General features: G+C 37.5%; 15 protein-coding genes. 8 read left to right on the forward strand and 7 right to left on the reverse strand.

The window, feature by feature from the left end:
• Positions 1-62 precede the first annotated feature (62 nt).
• Together ACQ76T_RS18075 and ACQ76T_RS18080 are read left to right on the forward strand one after the other, a co-directional pair.
• Positions 63-3,158: an efflux RND transporter permease subunit gene (locus ACQ76T_RS18075; RefSeq protein WP_431344653.1), complete on the forward strand. Its 3,096-nt coding sequence runs from the start codon at positions 63-65 to the stop codon at positions 3,156-3,158.
• Positions 3,148-4,416, forward strand: a complete 1,269-nt coding sequence (locus ACQ76T_RS18080) for a TolC family protein (RefSeq protein ID WP_431344654.1) — start codon at positions 3,148-3,150, stop codon at positions 4,414-4,416. Before ACQ76T_RS18075 ends, ACQ76T_RS18080 begins: the two co-directional genes overlap by 11 nt.
• Positions 4,417-4,479: 63 nt before the next feature.
• On the opposite strand, the gene ACQ76T_RS18085 is transcribed toward ACQ76T_RS18080, so the two are convergent.
• From ACQ76T_RS18085 to ACQ76T_RS18100, 4 genes are all read right to left on the reverse strand, one after another.
• Positions 4,480-4,935 carry a DUF1801 domain-containing protein gene (locus tag ACQ76T_RS18085; protein ID WP_431344655.1) on the reverse strand — a complete coding sequence of 152 codons (456 nt, stop codon included), beginning with the start codon at positions 4,933-4,935 and terminating at the stop codon, positions 4,480-4,482.
• Between the two features lie 24 nt (positions 4,936-4,959).
• Positions 4,960-6,381, reverse strand: a complete 1,422-nt coding sequence (locus ACQ76T_RS18090; RefSeq protein ID WP_431344656.1) for a hypothetical protein — start codon at positions 6,379-6,381, stop codon at positions 4,960-4,962.
• Between the two features lie 7 nt (positions 6,382-6,388).
• On the reverse strand, positions 6,389-7,573 hold the full coding sequence (locus tag ACQ76T_RS18095) for a hypothetical protein (RefSeq protein ID WP_431344657.1): 1,185 nt from the start codon (positions 7,571-7,573) through the stop codon (positions 6,389-6,391).
• 131 nt (positions 7,574-7,704) lie between these two features.
• A complete protein-coding gene (locus ACQ76T_RS18100) occupies positions 7,705-9,504 on the reverse strand; it encodes a T9SS type A sorting domain-containing protein (RefSeq protein WP_431344658.1) in 1,800 nt (599 codons plus the stop codon).
• Between the two features lie 214 nt (positions 9,505-9,718).
• Between ACQ76T_RS18100 and ACQ76T_RS18105 the strand changes: the two genes are divergently transcribed.
• Genes ACQ76T_RS18105 through proC form a run of 5 tightly spaced genes read left to right on the forward strand, consistent with a single transcriptional unit; the run spans position 9,719 to position 13,831 of the window.
• Complete coding sequence (locus ACQ76T_RS18105; protein ID WP_431344659.1) at positions 9,719-10,924, forward strand: pyridoxal phosphate-dependent aminotransferase; 1,206 nt, start codon at positions 9,719-9,721, stop codon at positions 10,922-10,924.
• A gap of 12 nt (positions 10,925-10,936) precedes the next feature.
• Positions 10,937-11,422, forward strand: coding sequence for a hypothetical protein (locus tag ACQ76T_RS18110; protein WP_431344660.1), 486 nt, complete (start codon positions 10,937-10,939; stop codon positions 11,420-11,422).
• A gap of 3 nt (positions 11,423-11,425) precedes the next feature.
• Positions 11,426-12,436 (forward strand): UDP-N-acetylmuramate dehydrogenase, encoded by a 1,011-nt coding sequence (gene murB / locus ACQ76T_RS18115; protein ID WP_431344661.1) that lies wholly within the window; start codon positions 11,426-11,428, stop codon positions 12,434-12,436.
• An 11-nt stretch (positions 12,437-12,447) separates the two neighbouring features.
• Positions 12,448-13,002 (forward strand): hypothetical protein, encoded by a 555-nt coding sequence (locus tag ACQ76T_RS18120; RefSeq protein ID WP_431344662.1) that lies wholly within the window; start codon positions 12,448-12,450, stop codon positions 13,000-13,002.
• A gap of 25 nt (positions 13,003-13,027) precedes the next feature.
• Positions 13,028-13,831 carry a pyrroline-5-carboxylate reductase gene (proC, locus tag ACQ76T_RS18125; protein ID WP_431344663.1) on the forward strand — a complete coding sequence of 268 codons (804 nt, stop codon included), beginning with the start codon at positions 13,028-13,030 and terminating at the stop codon, positions 13,829-13,831.
• Here proC and ACQ76T_RS18130 read toward each other — a convergent pair.
• From ACQ76T_RS18130 to ACQ76T_RS18140, 3 genes are all read right to left on the reverse strand, one after another.
• The gene (locus ACQ76T_RS18130; RefSeq protein ID WP_431344664.1) at positions 13,812-14,234 is read right to left on the reverse strand and encodes a VanZ family protein; all 423 of its coding nucleotides are present in this window, start codon (positions 14,232-14,234) and stop codon (positions 13,812-13,814) included. The two genes, proC and ACQ76T_RS18130, sit on opposite strands and share 20 nt — an antisense overlap.
• A 101-nt stretch (positions 14,235-14,335) precedes the next feature.
• A complete protein-coding gene (locus ACQ76T_RS18135; RefSeq protein WP_431344665.1) occupies positions 14,336-14,899 on the reverse strand; it encodes a hypothetical protein in 564 nt (187 codons plus the stop codon).
• An 18-nt stretch (positions 14,900-14,917) separates the two neighbouring features.
• Positions 14,918-15,295 (reverse strand): nuclear transport factor 2 family protein, encoded by a 378-nt coding sequence (locus tag ACQ76T_RS18140; protein WP_431344666.1) that lies wholly within the window; start codon positions 15,293-15,295, stop codon positions 14,918-14,920.
• A gap of 94 nt (positions 15,296-15,389) precedes the next feature.
• Between ACQ76T_RS18140 and ACQ76T_RS18145 the strand changes: the two genes are divergently transcribed.
• A complete protein-coding gene (locus ACQ76T_RS18145; protein WP_431344667.1) occupies positions 15,390-15,731 on the forward strand; it encodes a winged helix-turn-helix transcriptional regulator in 342 nt (113 codons plus the stop codon).
• The last annotated feature ends 8 nt before the right edge of the window (positions 15,732-15,739 follow it).

Raw genomic sequence — 15,739 nt, forward strand, 5'->3', positions numbered from 1 at the left:
AATAAAATAATTGGGGTATCTGATCAACACAGAGCCTTCATTTTGTGCAAAAATTAAGAACTATGAAGCAATTACTTACACTCTCTATACAGAAAAGATGGCTGATGCTGGCCCTCTTCATTTTACTGGGATTTTTCGGTTACTATTCCTGGACCAAACTATCGGTAGAAGCTTACCCAGATATTGCTGATGTTACCTCACAGGTTGTTACTCAGGTTCCCGGGCTGGCTGCCGAAGAAGTAGAACAGCAAATCACAATCCCTTTGGAACGCTCACTGAACGGACTTCCCGGCATGCATGTAATGCGTAGCAAAAGTACCTTCGGGCTTTCCATTATCACAATGGTTTTTGACGATGGAATTGATGATTACTGGGCAAGACAGCGCATTCAGGAAAGACTGTCAGATGTCACCCTTCCCTATGGAGCACAACCCGGACTTGATCCCCTCACCTCTCCTATTGGCGAAGTATACCGATATATTATTGAAAGTAACAACCACAGCTTACGTGAACTTACAGATTTGCAGAAATTTGTAATTATTCCCCGGATCAAACAGGTTTCAGGCATTGCCGATGTAACCAATTTTGGAGGAATTACCACTCAGTTTCAGATTGAGCTGGATCCACACAAACTTGAACAATACGGACTTTCCCTTTCCGAGGTCACTGAAACGATTTCCAAAAATAATGTCAGCGCAGGAGGAAGTATGCTTCCCAGAGGAAATCTGGCCTATGTTATCCGTGGAATTGGTCTGGTAAAAGATTTAAATGATCTTGGAAAAATTGTAGTAAAAACCGAAAATGGAGTTCCTGTTTTCCTGAATGATGTAGGAACATTGAAATATGGAAACCTGGAAAGAAAAGGAATTCTTGGTTATACAGACAGAAAGCGAAATTACCCTGAAAGTGTGGAAGGTATTGTTCTTTTATTAAGAGGTCAAAATCCGTCCCAGGTTCTGGAAGGTGTTCACGAAGCCATCGAAGAACTGAATAATGAAACTCTTCCTCCCGGTGTAAAGATTCATCCTTTTATGGACAGGACAGATCTTGTCAATACCACACTGCATACCGTTTCTCATACGCTTACCGAAGGAATTGTTCTGGTCATCATTGTTCTGATCGTATTTCTGGGCAGCTGGAGAGGTGCATTACTGGTTGCCATAACGATTCCGCTTTCCTTGCTATTTGCATTTATCCTGATGCATTTCACTAATATTCCGGCCAATCTTCTGTCTTTAGGTGCTATTGACTTCGGAATCATTGTAGATGGAGCCATCGTTATGCTGGAAACCATTCTGAAGAAAAGAGAAGAAAAACCGGAAGAAGCTTTGGAAGAAAAAAATATTACCCAAAGAGTGATTGAAGTGGCAAAGCCTATTTTCTTTTCCACAATTATTATCATTACGGCTTATCTTCCTTTATTCGCTTTTGAAAGAGTGGAGAAAAAACTGTTTACCCCAATGGCTTTTACGGTAGGATACGCCTTATTTGGTGCACTTGCTGTAGCCTTACTCCTGATTCCTGGCCTTGCGTATGTTATCTATCGTAAACCCCAGAAAATATATCATAACAAGTGGCTGGAAAAAATAAGTCATGCCTACGGACGAAGAATTGATAAAATCATGGAAGTTCCGAAAAGAGTGATCCTGCCTATCAGCATTGTATTACTTTCAGCCGGGATTCTGTCTTATACTGTAGGAAAAGATTTCCTTCCTGAATTGGATGAAGGTTCCATATGGCTTCAGGTACAGCTTCCTCCGGGAATTTCTCTCGCCAAAGCTAAAGAAATGAGCGATACTTTAAGAGCCCGAACGTTGAAACATTCCGAGATCACTTATATGATGGTTCAGGCAGGACGTAACGACGACGGAACCGATCCATGGACCGCCTCTCACTTTGAAGTTTCTGTAGGAATAAAACCTTACGATCAATGGCCTTCCGGAAAAACAAAAGCTGATCTTATTAAAGAACTTGCTGCAGATTATAAAGAAATGCCAGGCTTTACCGTAGGTTTTTCACAACCGATGATTGATGGCGTAATGGATAAAATTTCTGGAGCACACAGCGAACTGGTAGTAAAAGTATATGGTGAAGACTTTAAGGAAACAAGAAGAATTGCTGAAAATGTTTTATCTACTTTAAATAAAATTCCGGGATCAGCAGATCTCGCCATTGACCAGGAGCCACCATTACCTCAACTCCAGATTATTGCCGACAGGGATAAGATTGCCCAATATGGATTAAATGTTGCCGACGTCGCAGATCTTATTGAGGTGGCTTTGGGAGGAAAAGCCATTTCTCAAATATTTATAGGTAATAAAGTGTACGATATTTCATGCCGTTATACAGAAGACAGCCGCGACACTCCTGACAAGATCGGAAACCTGATGCTGACCTCAGCTACAGGAGCCAAAATTCCTTTGTCACAGGTAGCACAGGTAAAATTAAGTACCGGAGAAAGTACGATTACCCGGGAAATGAATAAAAGACATCTTACGGTAAAGTTAAATTTAAGAGGAACCGATCTTTCTTCTTTCCTTAAAATAGCGCAGAATAAGATTGAAAAAGACATCAAATATGATCACGAAAAGTACCAGATCAAATGGGGGGGCCAGTTTGAAAACCAAAACAGAGCATATTCCCGTCTTGCATTTATTGTTCCGTTAGCTTTAGCAATTATGTTTCTTCTGCTGTATGGTGCATTTGGTAACTTTAAACAGGCGTTGGTCCTTATGTCTATTGTTCCGTTAGCCTTATTTGGAGGAATGCTTGCGCTCAACATCCGTGGAATGTCTCTGAATGTTTCTTCAGCAGTAGGTTTTATTGCTTTATTCGGAGTTGCCATTCAGAATGGAGTGATCATGATTTCTCACATCAATGATCTCAGAAAAAAAGGATATGAGCTAAAACCTGCAGTCACCAAAGGAGCTAAAGACCGTTTCAGACCGGTACTGATGACCGCAACCGTTGCCGTAATCGGATTATTCCCAGCTTCCTTAGCGACAGGAATTGGTTCTGATGTACAACGGCCACTGGCTACAGTAATTGTTTACGGACTGATGTTCTCTACTATTTTAACCCTGTTTGTTCTCCCTGCCATCTATTATACAGCTGAGCGTGGTAACAAAAAACAAAATTTACAACCAGATGAAAATTAGAGCTTATTTAATCATCATCACTGCCACATTCTTCAGCATGACAGGCGTGATAAAATCGCAGGAAAAGGAAGTTTTAAGTTTTGAAGAATATTTAAGTATGGTCGGGAAAAAGAATCTCGGCTATGCTTCCCAAAAATATAATGTGAGCATGGCTCAGGCGGCTATTCAGACTGCGAGCATGTTTCCGGACCCTCAGCTGGATGTAGAAACAACCAATAATGGGGTAAATCAAAGTATGGGGTATGTGTACGGAACCTCTATTGGCTGGACCCTGGAACTGGGGGGAAAAAGAAAAGCAAGAATCAATCTGGCTAAAAACCAATCGGAGCTGAGCAAAATACAGCTTCAGGATTTTTTCAGAAACCTTCGCGCTGATGCCAGCTTAGGATATATTGATGCTTTAAAGTCTAAAGCCCTCCTTGAAGTTCAACATGATTCTTATAAAAATATCCTGCAACTGGCAAAGTCTGACAGTATCAGATATCGGCTTGGCACCATATCATTAGTCACTTCAAAGCAGAGTAAACTGGAGGCAGCCTCACTTCTGAACGAGGTATATCAGGCTGAAAGTGCGGAGCAGCAATCTCTTACCACCCTTTCAGTATTTCTTAGTGATAAGAAAATAACAGGCAGAGACGTTACAGGAGATTTTAATGCTTTCAACAGAGATTTTAATATTGATGAACTTATTCTTCAGGCATTGAATGAACGTGCTGATCTATTGGCAGCCAAACAAAATACACAGGTTGCCAAAAGTCAGATCTCTTTGGAAAAAGCTAATCGTATGATCGATTTAGGCATTAATGCAGGTGCAGAGCGTCATACAGAAGCCACGAACGAAATTGCACCTTCTCCTACTGTAAATGCCGTAAAACTGGGAATCAGTATTCCGCTTAAGTTTTCAAACCGAAGAAATGCAGGACTGAAAATAGCTGAAATGGCACATTCTCAGGCTGAGGTAGATTATCAACAGATCGAACAAGGGATAAGAGCTGAGGTAATGCAGGCGTATCAGCAATATGTTGCTACTCAAAAGCAGGTAAAGCAATTCCATAACGGAATGCTTACGGAAGCGAAAAGTATTCTGGAAGGAATTACCTACAGTTACAAAAGAGGAGAAAGCTCTATTCTGGAAGTTCTGAATGCCCAAAGAACCTACAACGGAATCAGAAAAGATTATTATCAGGCTCTTGCAGATAATGCTGCGGCTCTTATTGAACTTGAACGTAGAGCAGGAATCTGGGATATCAATTTTTAAACTAAAACACAGTCACTTTCAACATAAAAAAGCTCTGAAATCTAATTGATTTCAGAGCTTTTTTTATTTCTTGTATTGAGATTCATAAATCCCGATCCAATCTTCAACCGTCATTTTACGGCTGAGTTCCGCAATCAGTTCGAAAGGAATATCTTCCACTTTTTTGAAACGGACACAGGATTTACCCATATCCAGTTTTTTCTTGGAATATTTCGGATATTCCGCTACAAACCAATCGAGAATTTCCGGTTTCGAATACAGTCCCATATGATACAAAGCGATAAAATTCTTCTGTGAAGCCAGATTGATAAACGGTAATGCTGTTCCCTGTGCACAATGATAGCCCGCAGGATAGGTTGATAAAGGAACCACCCAGCCTATCATTCCGTAGTTAGTTGCTTCTTCAAAACCTTCTGGAAGATTATCATTCACCGCATCAAAAAGTTTTTTAAAAGCGTCCTGCCTTTCTTCAGGGATCTTTGAGATGTAATCTTCTATGGAAACTGACTGAATCTGCATATTTTATTTTTTCCTAAAATACAATTATTTTATAAAATTATAAACGCTGTACATCTGAACATCTTTACTGCTCTTTTGCAGGAACATCATTTTGTTGACATTAGGTACATATTGAATCATATTTCCATCTGCAAACCCATAGTTTTGAAAAAAGTTTCTTCCTTTATAATCCAGACTTACTTCCTGTCCCTTCAAATTCGCGAAATCAAAAGTCTTCATTGAGAAGCCTGTATTTCCAAAAGCCCCTTTCGGATAAAATGCAGAAATATAAAGTTTGTCTCCTGCCTCTACAATATGAATTCTTTTCCCTGTTGAAGCTCCGGCTGCCACAAACTGTTTTACTTCCCCTTCTTTGTTAAACTTTATCAACATTCCTGCATCTAATGAATACACAGGATCAGGGAAACGGTTCATTGCAGTAGGCATTGGTCTTGTTACAGTTTCCTGCTGAACTGCCATTAGAACCTCATCTCCTTTTACAATTGTTTTGATAACTTTCACATCGTTCATATCTTTACTTCCCGCAAGATTGGTATTACTAATCACCGCTTTTCCGGACTTCATGTCATAGAACATTACAGTCCCAAATGTACTTGACCCCATCGAAACGGTAGAGTTCTTTCTTCCAAACGCCACCAGATAATCATTATCATTTTTGCTGATTGCATATAATTTTTCCGGAATATATTTATCATCAAAAGGAAGGTCTTTATCTTCGTTATTAGAAACCAGTTCCAGCCTGTAAGATTCTTTCCAGCCTGCTGCTTTACGTAGTAGAACTATTTTTCCCGAGTTGGTTAAAGTCAGAGATTTTTCAACATAATCATTACTCAATGTAATTTCTTTGTTCCAAAGTGGAGAAAGTGTTCTCAGATCAATTACCAAAGCATCATTGATGTTATCCGTTTTTTTGTTTGAATAACGATCATTGAAAACAGCGGCATATTTACCATTTTCAGAGAATACGACATACGTTGTTCCTGACTTATTGGTAGATTCTATACTGTATTTTGCAATACTTTTTGTAGTAAATACCCCATCTTTTCTGCTGAAAACATGCTGAAATACTTCTTTTCTGTTTTCTTTTCCGAAATATTCTTCGGTAAAGGCTACAAATTTATCATCATCAATCTGCTGCGAACCCAAATAGTTGTGAAGAACTCCATTGGTTTTATTAGCGTAATCTTTAGTATAGGTATCTACAAGGCTTCCGTTCTGATCCAGCTTTCTCATCAACAATTTTTTGTGAGGATAAACATTTCTCATCAACCCATCAATATTGATCACACTGAACATGTAAGAATTGTAGTCATCCGCCAGTACCAGTTTATCATCTGTTTCAAGATTGGCATCAACGGTAAATTTTGCACCTTCCGTTACTTTTGTCTGTGCGTAGGAATATACCGAAGTGGTAATTAATACCGAAGCAATAATTTGTTTAATCATAGTTTTTTTAGTTGTTATATATTTTTTCTTCTAATTTTTTCAGTTCAAGATTGGCATCATAAGACAGTTTAATATCTACAAGGTGCTCCTGTAATTCATTTAAATATTTTTCTGCTTCCTGATAATTTCCAAGTGCAAGATTTAATCTGATCAGGTTAAAATAAATGTATTCTCCAATTTTCTGGTTATAAGCGGCTTTTTTGTCGTTATAATTTATTTTAGTCAGAGTATTTTTCCAAATATCAATTCCTTTCTGCATATTCTCCATAGCCACCTTATTGGGTGGATAGTCCGATTTTGCCTGAAGTTTTTTCAGATTGGTCGTCACGTAGATGTATGCTTTTTCCAGATCGTCATACTCTCCTTTGTTTTTCACACTTGCCAGCGTAACAGTGGAATTAAAGGTTTCATACCCAAAATTTTCATTAATCACATTCCTTGTTCGGTCCATGATTCTCTGTAAATATCTTTTTTCCTGAGCATTTAGATTGATTTCGTTGGAAGGAACTCTTGCAATTTCAACAAAATCAGAAAAATAGGTTTTATCCAGTTTTACCACACCATTTTGTTTGGCTGTAATTTTTGTTGGCTGATTGGCAAAAGTTTTTCCCTGATTATCCTGAAAGTTGGTTCTTTCCATTTCAATGACAATATCGAGATCATTTCCTCCTTTTGAAAAGCCAGCCACATCCATTTGTGAAGCCAGAATTTTGTTATCTACAATCAGAGCATCTCTTAAATCCGGCTGTTGGTAAACAGGTGTGGGCGGAATATGAAGAACAGGTCTTGCAGGCAGCCTTAAAACCGGCGCTCCATTGGTTGCAGCTATTTTTTCAACAGCAGATAATTTGCTGTATTCGGCAGATTCCAGCCTGTATTTTTCCTGAAGTTTTTTTACTTCAGCATCGTAATCTTTCAGCCGCTCGCCGTGTTCAATTTTTGCGGCTTCCACATTGGCCTGATAATTATCTACCTGTCTTTGAAAATCTTCTCTTGAAATTCTTATTACATCATCTTTTGTAATATTATAAGGTGATTTTACGGTGATGGTATAGGTTCTGTGACCAGGTTCCGCACCAAAAACTGGTTCCTTTAAAAGCTGAAAACTGATTATTTCTTTATCAATTCGCTGAGCATTGGAATGTTGAAAATAAAATACGGGGATTAAGAAGAGGAGTTTTATTCGATTCATAGCTTAGTAGTTTCGGCGCAAATTTATAACAATTTTGGAAACATTCCGAACAAATCATCTTTCAGCATATTTCAATAAAAAAGGCGGCTATAACAAGTATAGCCACCTTCGGAAATTATTAACTCAAAAAATTATTTTTTAATCGCTTTTACAGTAGACTGCGATCCGTCTTTAAAGTATAGGGTTACAAAGTACAATCCGGAATTAAGTTCACTCAGATTAATTTCTGTAACAGAGCCTTCCACTGTTTTCACAATTCTGCCGGAAGCATCTCCTACGGTAACTTTTTTCAAATCTTTTACATCTGATAAATACAGAATATCTTTAAATGGATTAGGATGAACGGCTACTGTTTTTACCTGACGTTTTACTTCGGAAGTACCCAACAAAGCATTTTCCACTGTAAAATCGTCTACATAGAAATTGTAATCCTGGTTATCATAGGTAGTTCCTGAGCTTCCATAAAAAGCAAAAACTGTACTGCCACCTGTAAAATTAGCTAAATCGTAAGTGAAGTCATTAGAAGTATTGGATGGTCCATTATTCGCATTCCATGTTTGCAGTATAGTCCATGTACTTCCTCCATTATCGGAAACCATAAAATGAACCACATCATCACTGCCCATCACAGAAGCTGCAGTACCGGAATAAGTAGTGACTCCGTATCTGAACTTCACTCTGTATCCTCCTGCAGAAAGATTAAAAGGAACTGTTTTGAACCAACCTGTTCTTCCTGAAGAATAAATATTCATGTGAGCAGAAGGACCATTAGCAGCAGTATTTAAGAAATTACGCTGTGCCCAGTACGTTGAACTTCCGGTAGGATTGGTATCAGGCGTTCCTCCTGAAAGATTAGCTGCCCAGCAATTCCCTGGAAAAACAGTAAAATCATTGGTATAGGAAGGAACTACAGCTCCACATAATGTCGTAAATGTTTTTGAAAACGACCAAGCACTTTTACTTGTCGCTCCGAAACAGTTTGTTCTTACCCAACAATAATATGTTGTACTTGAAGCTAAATTATTAAGAGTATAAGACAGTCCCTGTACATCCGAATAATTAGGTGTTACATTTGCTGCAGGGGGTGTTGCGCTGGTACTGTAATAAATATCATGGCTGGCAGCCTGTGTTCCTGTTGGAACAGTCCATGCAATCTGGGCTGAGTTGGCTGTTACCCCTGTTGGATCCTGCAAGACAGGAGAAGCACAGGTTGAAAATGCATCCACAGAAAATGCAAATACATTCATTACACCAGAGCTGTTGGTTTTAGTAACTGTTACACTCTGAATAGGCTTGGACTGATTCGCAGCATCCATCGCAAAGGCGGTCTGATACAGTCTTGGGTTGGTAGTATTGGATTCCAGTCCGTTTGACGTTCTCAATATTCTTCCGATTCCCTGAATGGCAAAATCTGCTCCACCATACCAGTCTGAAATATTCTGACCAGTAAAGACCTGAGTGGTATTATCGGTAAAAGTAACAGTTACATCTACCGTAGAAACACCACTTCCGCTGGTAGAAAGCATATATAGCTTAAAAGCAGGAACAGGGGTAGAAAATACTATAGTTCCGGAATTACTTCCAGCAGTATTACTGTTGATTCTTAAGGAATTATTTCCATAATAATCTGCTAATTGGAAACTCAATCCCGGAGTAGAAGTTGCTACTGAATTGATAATTCCATTCACGGGAAGACCATACGTAATAGGATTGCTTGTAGCAGTAAGCTTGAAATCTCTTGATACAAAAGCATAAGAAACACCGTCTACATCAGTAGTGGTGGTTACCATAGCAGAACCTACATCGTTAGCGATCACATCCGCATTGTACCCGGAAGCAACATAGAGGTTTTGAAAATTCTGAGCCGTCAAAACAGAGGCTGAAAACAGAGCAATAGCAGGGACTACTCTAGAAAATAAATTTATTGCCATTTTATTCACATTTGACCCGAAATTTAAGAAAAATTCCAATGCAAAAATATTATTTTTAATAAAAAACCAATATATCTTAAAAATAACTTTAATATCAACATTCAAATCATTGTTTTTTTTTGAATTGAGGAAATAAATAACATGCTTCTTATCGATCCTTAATTTTATTATTGAGAAATTAAATCCTATTTTTGTCATACAAATTTTTTGAACAATGCCGAATATTTCAAACAGAGCACTGCATATGCCGCCATCGCCGGTAAGAAAACTGGTTCCCTTTGCATTACAAGCAAAACAGAAAGGAATAAAAGTATATCACCTTAATATCGGACAGCCTGATATTGAAACTCCGGAAACTGCTTTAAATGCTTTAAAAAACATCGATTTAAAAGTATTGGAATATGCACTTTCTGAAGGAAATATAGAATATAGAAAAGCTCTTACAGACTATTATCACTCATTAGGTTTTTCAGACCTTACTCCAGATAATTTCATGGTTACCAACGGAGGTTCTGAGGCGCTGAATTTTGCTATTTCTACATTATGTGACGAAGGTGACGAAGTGATTATTCCCGAACCTTACTATGCGAACTATAATGGGTTCACCAGCACATTTGATGTGAATGTAGTAGCAGTTCCTTCTACCATCGATACTGGTTTTGCATTACCTCCAATTGAAGAATTTGAGAAAAAAATCACCGAAAAAACCAGAGCAATTATCATCTGTAACCCGGGAAATCCAACAGGATATCTTTACACTCGTGAAGAACTTCAGCAACTTGCTGAAATTGCTTTAAAATACGATATCGTTATCATTTCCGATGAAGTATACAGAGAGTATGTATATGACGGGAAACAACAGATCTCAATGCTTGACTTCCCTGAATTAAGCGAAAACTGTATCATCATTGATTCTGAATCTAAGCGTTACTCGATGTGTGGAGTAAGAATTGGATGTATGGTTACCCGCTCCAACAAAATCCGTAATGCAGCAATGCTTTTTGCACAGGCTAGATTGAGCCCGGTACTTTTAGGACAAATTGCTGCAACAGCAGCTCACCAGAATGACGGACCTTACATCAGAGCCGTAAGAGAAGAATATACCCACAGAAGAAATCTATTGGTAGATCTTTTAAATGCTATTCCTGGAGTAATCTGCCCTAAGCCAAGAGGAGCATTCTATTGTGTAGCTGAACTTCCTGTAGACGACACTGAAAAGTTTGCACAGTGGTTGCTTGAAAAATACTCCTTAAACAACGAAACCATTATGGTTGCCCCTGCAGGAGGATTTTACAGTAATCCGGAACTGGGTAAGAAGCAGGTAAGAATAGCTTACGTATTAAAAGAAGAAGATTTAAAAAGAAGTGCTGAAATTCTGAAAGAAGCTTTAAAAAAGTACAGAGAAGAATTTAGCCTTTAAACAGTATACATCATGCCGACAACAAAAAATATACATCTGAAAATCCTGTTTTCGATCTTTTTGCTGTCGGCATTTTTTTCCTGTGATACAAAGAAACAGAAGCAGACTGTTCATCATCAGAATCCCAACGAAATAACTTTCATCAGTGTTTCTCATATTGGAGGCACCCTCGGTGAATACAGAATCATTAAAGCAAAACAAGATTCCATCTTTGTAGAAGTAGGCGCTACAGCCAATCACAGCCATAAAGAATGGGCCTCAGCTATTGATGCTAATACCTGGAAGCAATTGGTTTCACACCTCAACAGTAAAGAGCTTGATCAGATAAAAAGCTCTCCAAGTCAGCAGTCGGTGGACGGGATAGACGAGACTTTTCAGATCCGCACTCCCCAAAAGTCACACATCTACGTCAACTCGTTTGCAGACACCACACATTATAAGCAATTGCAACAGCTTAAAGAACATTTAGACCTCCTTCTTCCAAAAGAATACAAATAAAATATGCAAGAAAATTTTTCCTTAAAACCTTACAACACATTCGGCGTTGAAGCTAAAGCTCAATACTTCACTGAAATCAACAGCATCGAAAAATTAAAAGATGCCCTTACCTTTTCTAAAAACCGGAATCTGCCCATTTTATTTATTGGGGGAGGAAGTAATATTCTTTTGACCAAAGATTTTCAAGGTCTGGCTATTATGCTTAATGTAAAGGGAATTTCAGAAGAAACTACAGATGACCAAGTACTTGTAACGGCAAAAGCAGGAGAAAACTGGCATGAGTTTGTAATGTACTGCTTAGCGAAAAACTATGGTGGCTTGGAAAATCTTTCTTTAATTCCCGGAAATGTAGGCACTTCTCCCATGCAGAACATTGGAGCTTACGGTACTGAAATTAAAGATATTTTCGTGAACTGTCTGGTTCTTGATCTGGAAAACCTCGAGCTTCAAAATTTCGATCTGGAAAAATGCAGATTCGGATATAGAGACTCTATATTTAAGCAGGAAGGAAAAGGAAGATATGTTATTCTGGAAGTTACCTTCAGGTTGACGGCACACGATCATCACATCAAAACAGAATACGGAGCGATTAAAACTGAGCTTGAAAATCTTGGCATCACTCATCCCACAATTCAGGATGTTTCTAAAGCAGTAATTACAATCAGACAAAGCAAACTTCCTGATCCTAAAGAAATGGGAAATGCCGGAAGTTTCTTCAAAAACCCAACAATTCCTTTAGCTCAGTTTGAAGCTTTACAGCAACAGTTTGAAAACATTCAGGGATATCCCAATGGAAACGTTGTAAAAGTTCCTGCAGGATGGCTGATTGAGCAATGCGGATGGAAAGGAAAGCAGATCGGCAATGTAGCTTCCCACAAATTACAATCCCTTGTTATTGTAAATGCAACAGGAGCAGCAACCGGAAAAGAAATTTTTGATTTTTCTACCGCGATCATTAATTCTGTTAAAGAAAAATTTGGAATAGAACTTGAACGGGAAGTGAACATTATTTAAAACTCATCAAAATGGCAAAAAGTTTAACAGAAAAAGATTTTAAAAAGCTTGTTCAAAAACATATTAAGAAAACTAATTTTGTTAAAGTAAATCTTGAAGGCGGTTCTGCTATATTAGGTTTTATCGTAAAGTTTTCTGATCATTTTATGATGATTGAAGAAACATACGACTTTAGCATGGCAGGTATAAAGATTGTGCCTTATGACAAGGTAATAAGCATACGCCACAACGAATACGACAAAGTATCCAAGTATATTTATGTACAAGAAAATCTTCTACATCTTAATCGGGATATTATTGATAAAACAGATTTAAAAGACGGAGAATCTCTTTTTAAATCCATCAAAAAACAGAATTTCCATTGTAGTATTGAGAGTAAAAAGAATAAAGAGTTTTTGTTTACCATTGGTGAAATCTTAGAAGTAAATTCAAAATCAGTAACTATTAAGAATTACAATCCAGCAGGAAAATTCAATAAAAAACCACAAAAAGTATCTTTTAAAAGTATAGATCTAATTAATTTCAATGACAACTATACTAAAGTTTTTAGAAAATATCTGAAATAAAAATCACTTACCAATATTACACAATATGAAAATAGCTATTTTAGGAGCCGGAAATATGGGGCTTTCGTTTTCAAAATCATTCTTAAAGTACGAACTGATCAAACCTGAGCACCTTCACCTGATTATCAGGAATCAATCAAAAATCTCCAAAATAGCAGAAGAATTCCCGAAATCTATAATATCCACCTTTGAGGAAGTCAGAGAACTAGATGCAGAGCTTATCATCATTGCTGTAAAGCCTCAGGATTTTCAGTCCGTGGCCCAAAATATACAGTTTACCCTTAAAGAAAATCAAATGATCCTATCCATTATGGCAGGGATCAATATTGAGAAAATTCAAAAATTACTAAATCATCCTCTTGTCGTAAGAGCAATGCCGAACTCTCCTACTCTTCTGGGAATGGGAATTACAGGATATACGGCTGCTGAGGGAATTTCCTTCAGCCAGCTCATCAATATTGAAAGATTACTGAATAGTACCGGACGTTCTGTTTATCTGGAAAATGAAGAACTTCTGGATGGAGTAACTGCTCTTTCAGGAAGTGGTCCTGCCTATTTTTATTACATCATTGACGCTATGATTAAAGCGGGAATAGAGATGGGAATCGAAGAAAACCTTTCCAAACTTTTTGTAAAGCAAACCATGTTGGGAGCTTATCACCTGATTAATAATTCCGACAAGAATCTTGAAGAACTCATCAAAGACGTGGCTTCCAAAGGCGGAACTACTGAAGCTGCTTTACAAACATTTGAAGAGAACCATTTCAAAGAAATTTTAAAACAGGGAATCTTAAATGCCGAACAAAGGGCTAAAGAACTAAATAGATAAATCTTTTTTCGATAAATCTGCAAATCAGCCAACCTAAATAGACACCCAATGTATTCAGGATGATATCGTCTACCTCAAATATTCCCATTCTGGTAAAATATTGAAGTCCTTCCACAATTGTAATGGCGGGAATAAAATTAAAAAGCAATGGCTTTACCTCTTTCAGTTTGGGAAAGATCCAACCTAAAAAGCCAAAGGGAATGAACATGATGATATTGCCCAAAACAATCATGGCAATATCTCTCCAGTTTCCAATTCCCTGTATAAAATTGATTGTAGAAATGATCGGTGCTACAGTAATCATATTGTCTTCATACTGAAATCTACCCATCCCAAAGAACATCAGGTAAAGCAGAAACAATGTAAAAGGAAGAATCAGAATTTTGTATATTCTTTTTAACATTTGTGCCACTAAATTTATTTCAAAAATAAGTTCAATATTCTTTACAACAAATTTCTAATGTATAAAAAAGAGAGCTTATACCACTCTCTTTTTCTAGTATACTATTTCCTTTTCATCGGAATCTGCAGATTTGTCGGTCGGTTTGCCTCTGTATCAAAACCCCTTCCATCGATATTTCTTGCTCCCCAGAACATCAGATCATTAAAAACATATATCAAGTCATATTCCTTAAAAACCTGTCCTGCCGCTAAACCAAACGGCAAGAATTTCTTCTTCAGAATACTTTGTGGCTTTCCCGTCTCCCAAATTTCAAAATTTTCTTGGGCCAAGGAATTTAAAATATCGGTGAAATTTTGGATCAATGGAGTAACTTCATAAGCCTCATCAGCTGTAAAATCTACCTTTTGTGCGCCATCAGCGATAGGATGATTTCCCTGCCATTCTACATGTCCTTTCAATGAGATTTTAGCTAAAGGTATTGCTCCGTACGGATCAGCATAATTCAGAATTTCCAGTGAAAATTGATCATTGGGAAGAAGCGAAAAAGACCTTTTGAGATAAAAAGGCTTCAAACTTCCGTCTTCGTTTTTCGATGCACTTGGTCGAATTTCTGTTGAGATACTTTCCCATTCTCCTATTGCGCTGTTTTTTATTTGTTCTATCATCTTGTGGTATTTATTCTGTTAAGTTAATAATATTGGAAACATTTCATTTTCATTTACTGAATTTTCTGCAGTTACTTCCTCCTGTAGCACATCCCAGTGTTCTGTTATTTTACCATTATGTACTCTAAAAATATCAACGCCAATCATGTTTTTCCCATTCCAGTTTTTATAACGACCATGGATCATTACGATATCTCCGTTTTCTGTAACCACTCCCGGTTCGTACCCAAAATCATCCGGTAAATAAGGGATAAATTGTTTAAGAGCTTCCGTCCCATTGGGAATCGTAGGATTATGTTGAATGTAATGATCTCCAAAATACTGATCAAATGCAGTAATATCTCTGTCAACAAAAACAGCAGTAATAGCCTTTACTATCAATTCTTTATTATTCATATTTTGTTATTTTTTATAACAGCGAAGTTATTACCTTTGCCATGTTTATTAACACTAGTCTTCATTATTATTTATAGTACATTTTTTTAGACCAATGGAAAATAAAAGAAAAAATAAAGATTTCAATCCCAATAACTGCCCCGTAACTCATTTCTATAATAAAGTAGGTGGCAAATGGAAAACGGTAATCATGTACGGGATCAGTATGAATGTAAACCGTTTCAGTATGCTTCAGAAAGCAATTCCTATGATCAGTAAACAGATGTTGGTGAACCAGCTCCGAGAATTGGAAGAGGATGGCATTCTTGAAAGAACAATTTATCCGGAGATCCCACCGAGGGTAGAATATAAACTTACAGAATATGGCAAAACCTTTATGCCTGTACTGATGACCATCCAGGATTGGGGAATTAAAGACATGTCTTTAAAAAATTAACCTTTTTA

The sequence above is a fragment of the Chryseobacterium sp. JK1 genome (assembly GCF_050632815.1).
Classification (GTDB): domain Bacteria; phylum Bacteroidota; class Bacteroidia; order Flavobacteriales; family Weeksellaceae; genus Chryseobacterium.

Bases quoted from the DNA above. Each gene is read 5' to 3' on its own strand.
- ACQ76T_RS18120 (WP_431344662.1), top strand. From the start codon at position 12,448: ATGGCAAAAAGTTTAACAGAAAAAGATTTTAAAAAGCTTGTTCAAAAA.
- ACQ76T_RS18075 (WP_431344653.1), top strand. From the start codon at position 63: ATGAAGCAATTACTTACACTCTCTATACAGAAAAGATGGCTGATGCTG.
- ACQ76T_RS18110 (WP_431344660.1), top strand. From the start codon at position 10,937: ATGCCGACAACAAAAAATATACATCTGAAAATCCTGTTTTCGATCTTT.
- ACQ76T_RS18105 (WP_431344659.1), top strand. From the start codon at position 9,719: ATGCCGAATATTTCAAACAGAGCACTGCATATGCCGCCATCGCCGGTA.
- ACQ76T_RS18130 (WP_431344664.1), bottom strand. From the start codon at position 14,234: ATGTTAAAAAGAATATACAAAATTCTGATTCTTCCTTTTACATTGTTT.
- ACQ76T_RS18135 (WP_431344665.1), bottom strand. From the start codon at position 14,899: ATGATAGAACAAATAAAAAACAGCGCAATAGGAGAATGGGAAAGTATC.
- ACQ76T_RS18145 (WP_431344667.1), top strand. From the start codon at position 15,390: ATGGAAAATAAAAGAAAAAATAAAGATTTCAATCCCAATAACTGCCCC.
- ACQ76T_RS18080 (WP_431344654.1), top strand. From the start codon at position 3,148: ATGAAAATTAGAGCTTATTTAATCATCATCACTGCCACATTCTTCAGC.
- ACQ76T_RS18085 (WP_431344655.1), bottom strand. From the start codon at position 4,935: ATGCAGATTCAGTCAGTTTCCATAGAAGATTACATCTCAAAGATCCCT.
- ACQ76T_RS18140 (WP_431344666.1), bottom strand. From the start codon at position 15,295: ATGAATAATAAAGAATTGATAGTAAAGGCTATTACTGCTGTTTTTGTT.
- ACQ76T_RS18100 (WP_431344658.1), bottom strand. From the start codon at position 9,504: ATGGCAATAAATTTATTTTCTAGAGTAGTCCCTGCTATTGCTCTGTTT.
- murB (WP_431344661.1), top strand. From the start codon at position 11,426: ATGCAAGAAAATTTTTCCTTAAAACCTTACAACACATTCGGCGTTGAA.
- ACQ76T_RS18095 (WP_431344657.1), bottom strand. From the start codon at position 7,573: ATGAATCGAATAAAACTCCTCTTCTTAATCCCCGTATTTTATTTTCAA.
- proC (WP_431344663.1), top strand. From the start codon at position 13,028: ATGAAAATAGCTATTTTAGGAGCCGGAAATATGGGGCTTTCGTTTTCA.
- ACQ76T_RS18090 (WP_431344656.1), bottom strand. From the start codon at position 6,381: ATGATTAAACAAATTATTGCTTCGGTATTAATTACCACTTCGGTATAT.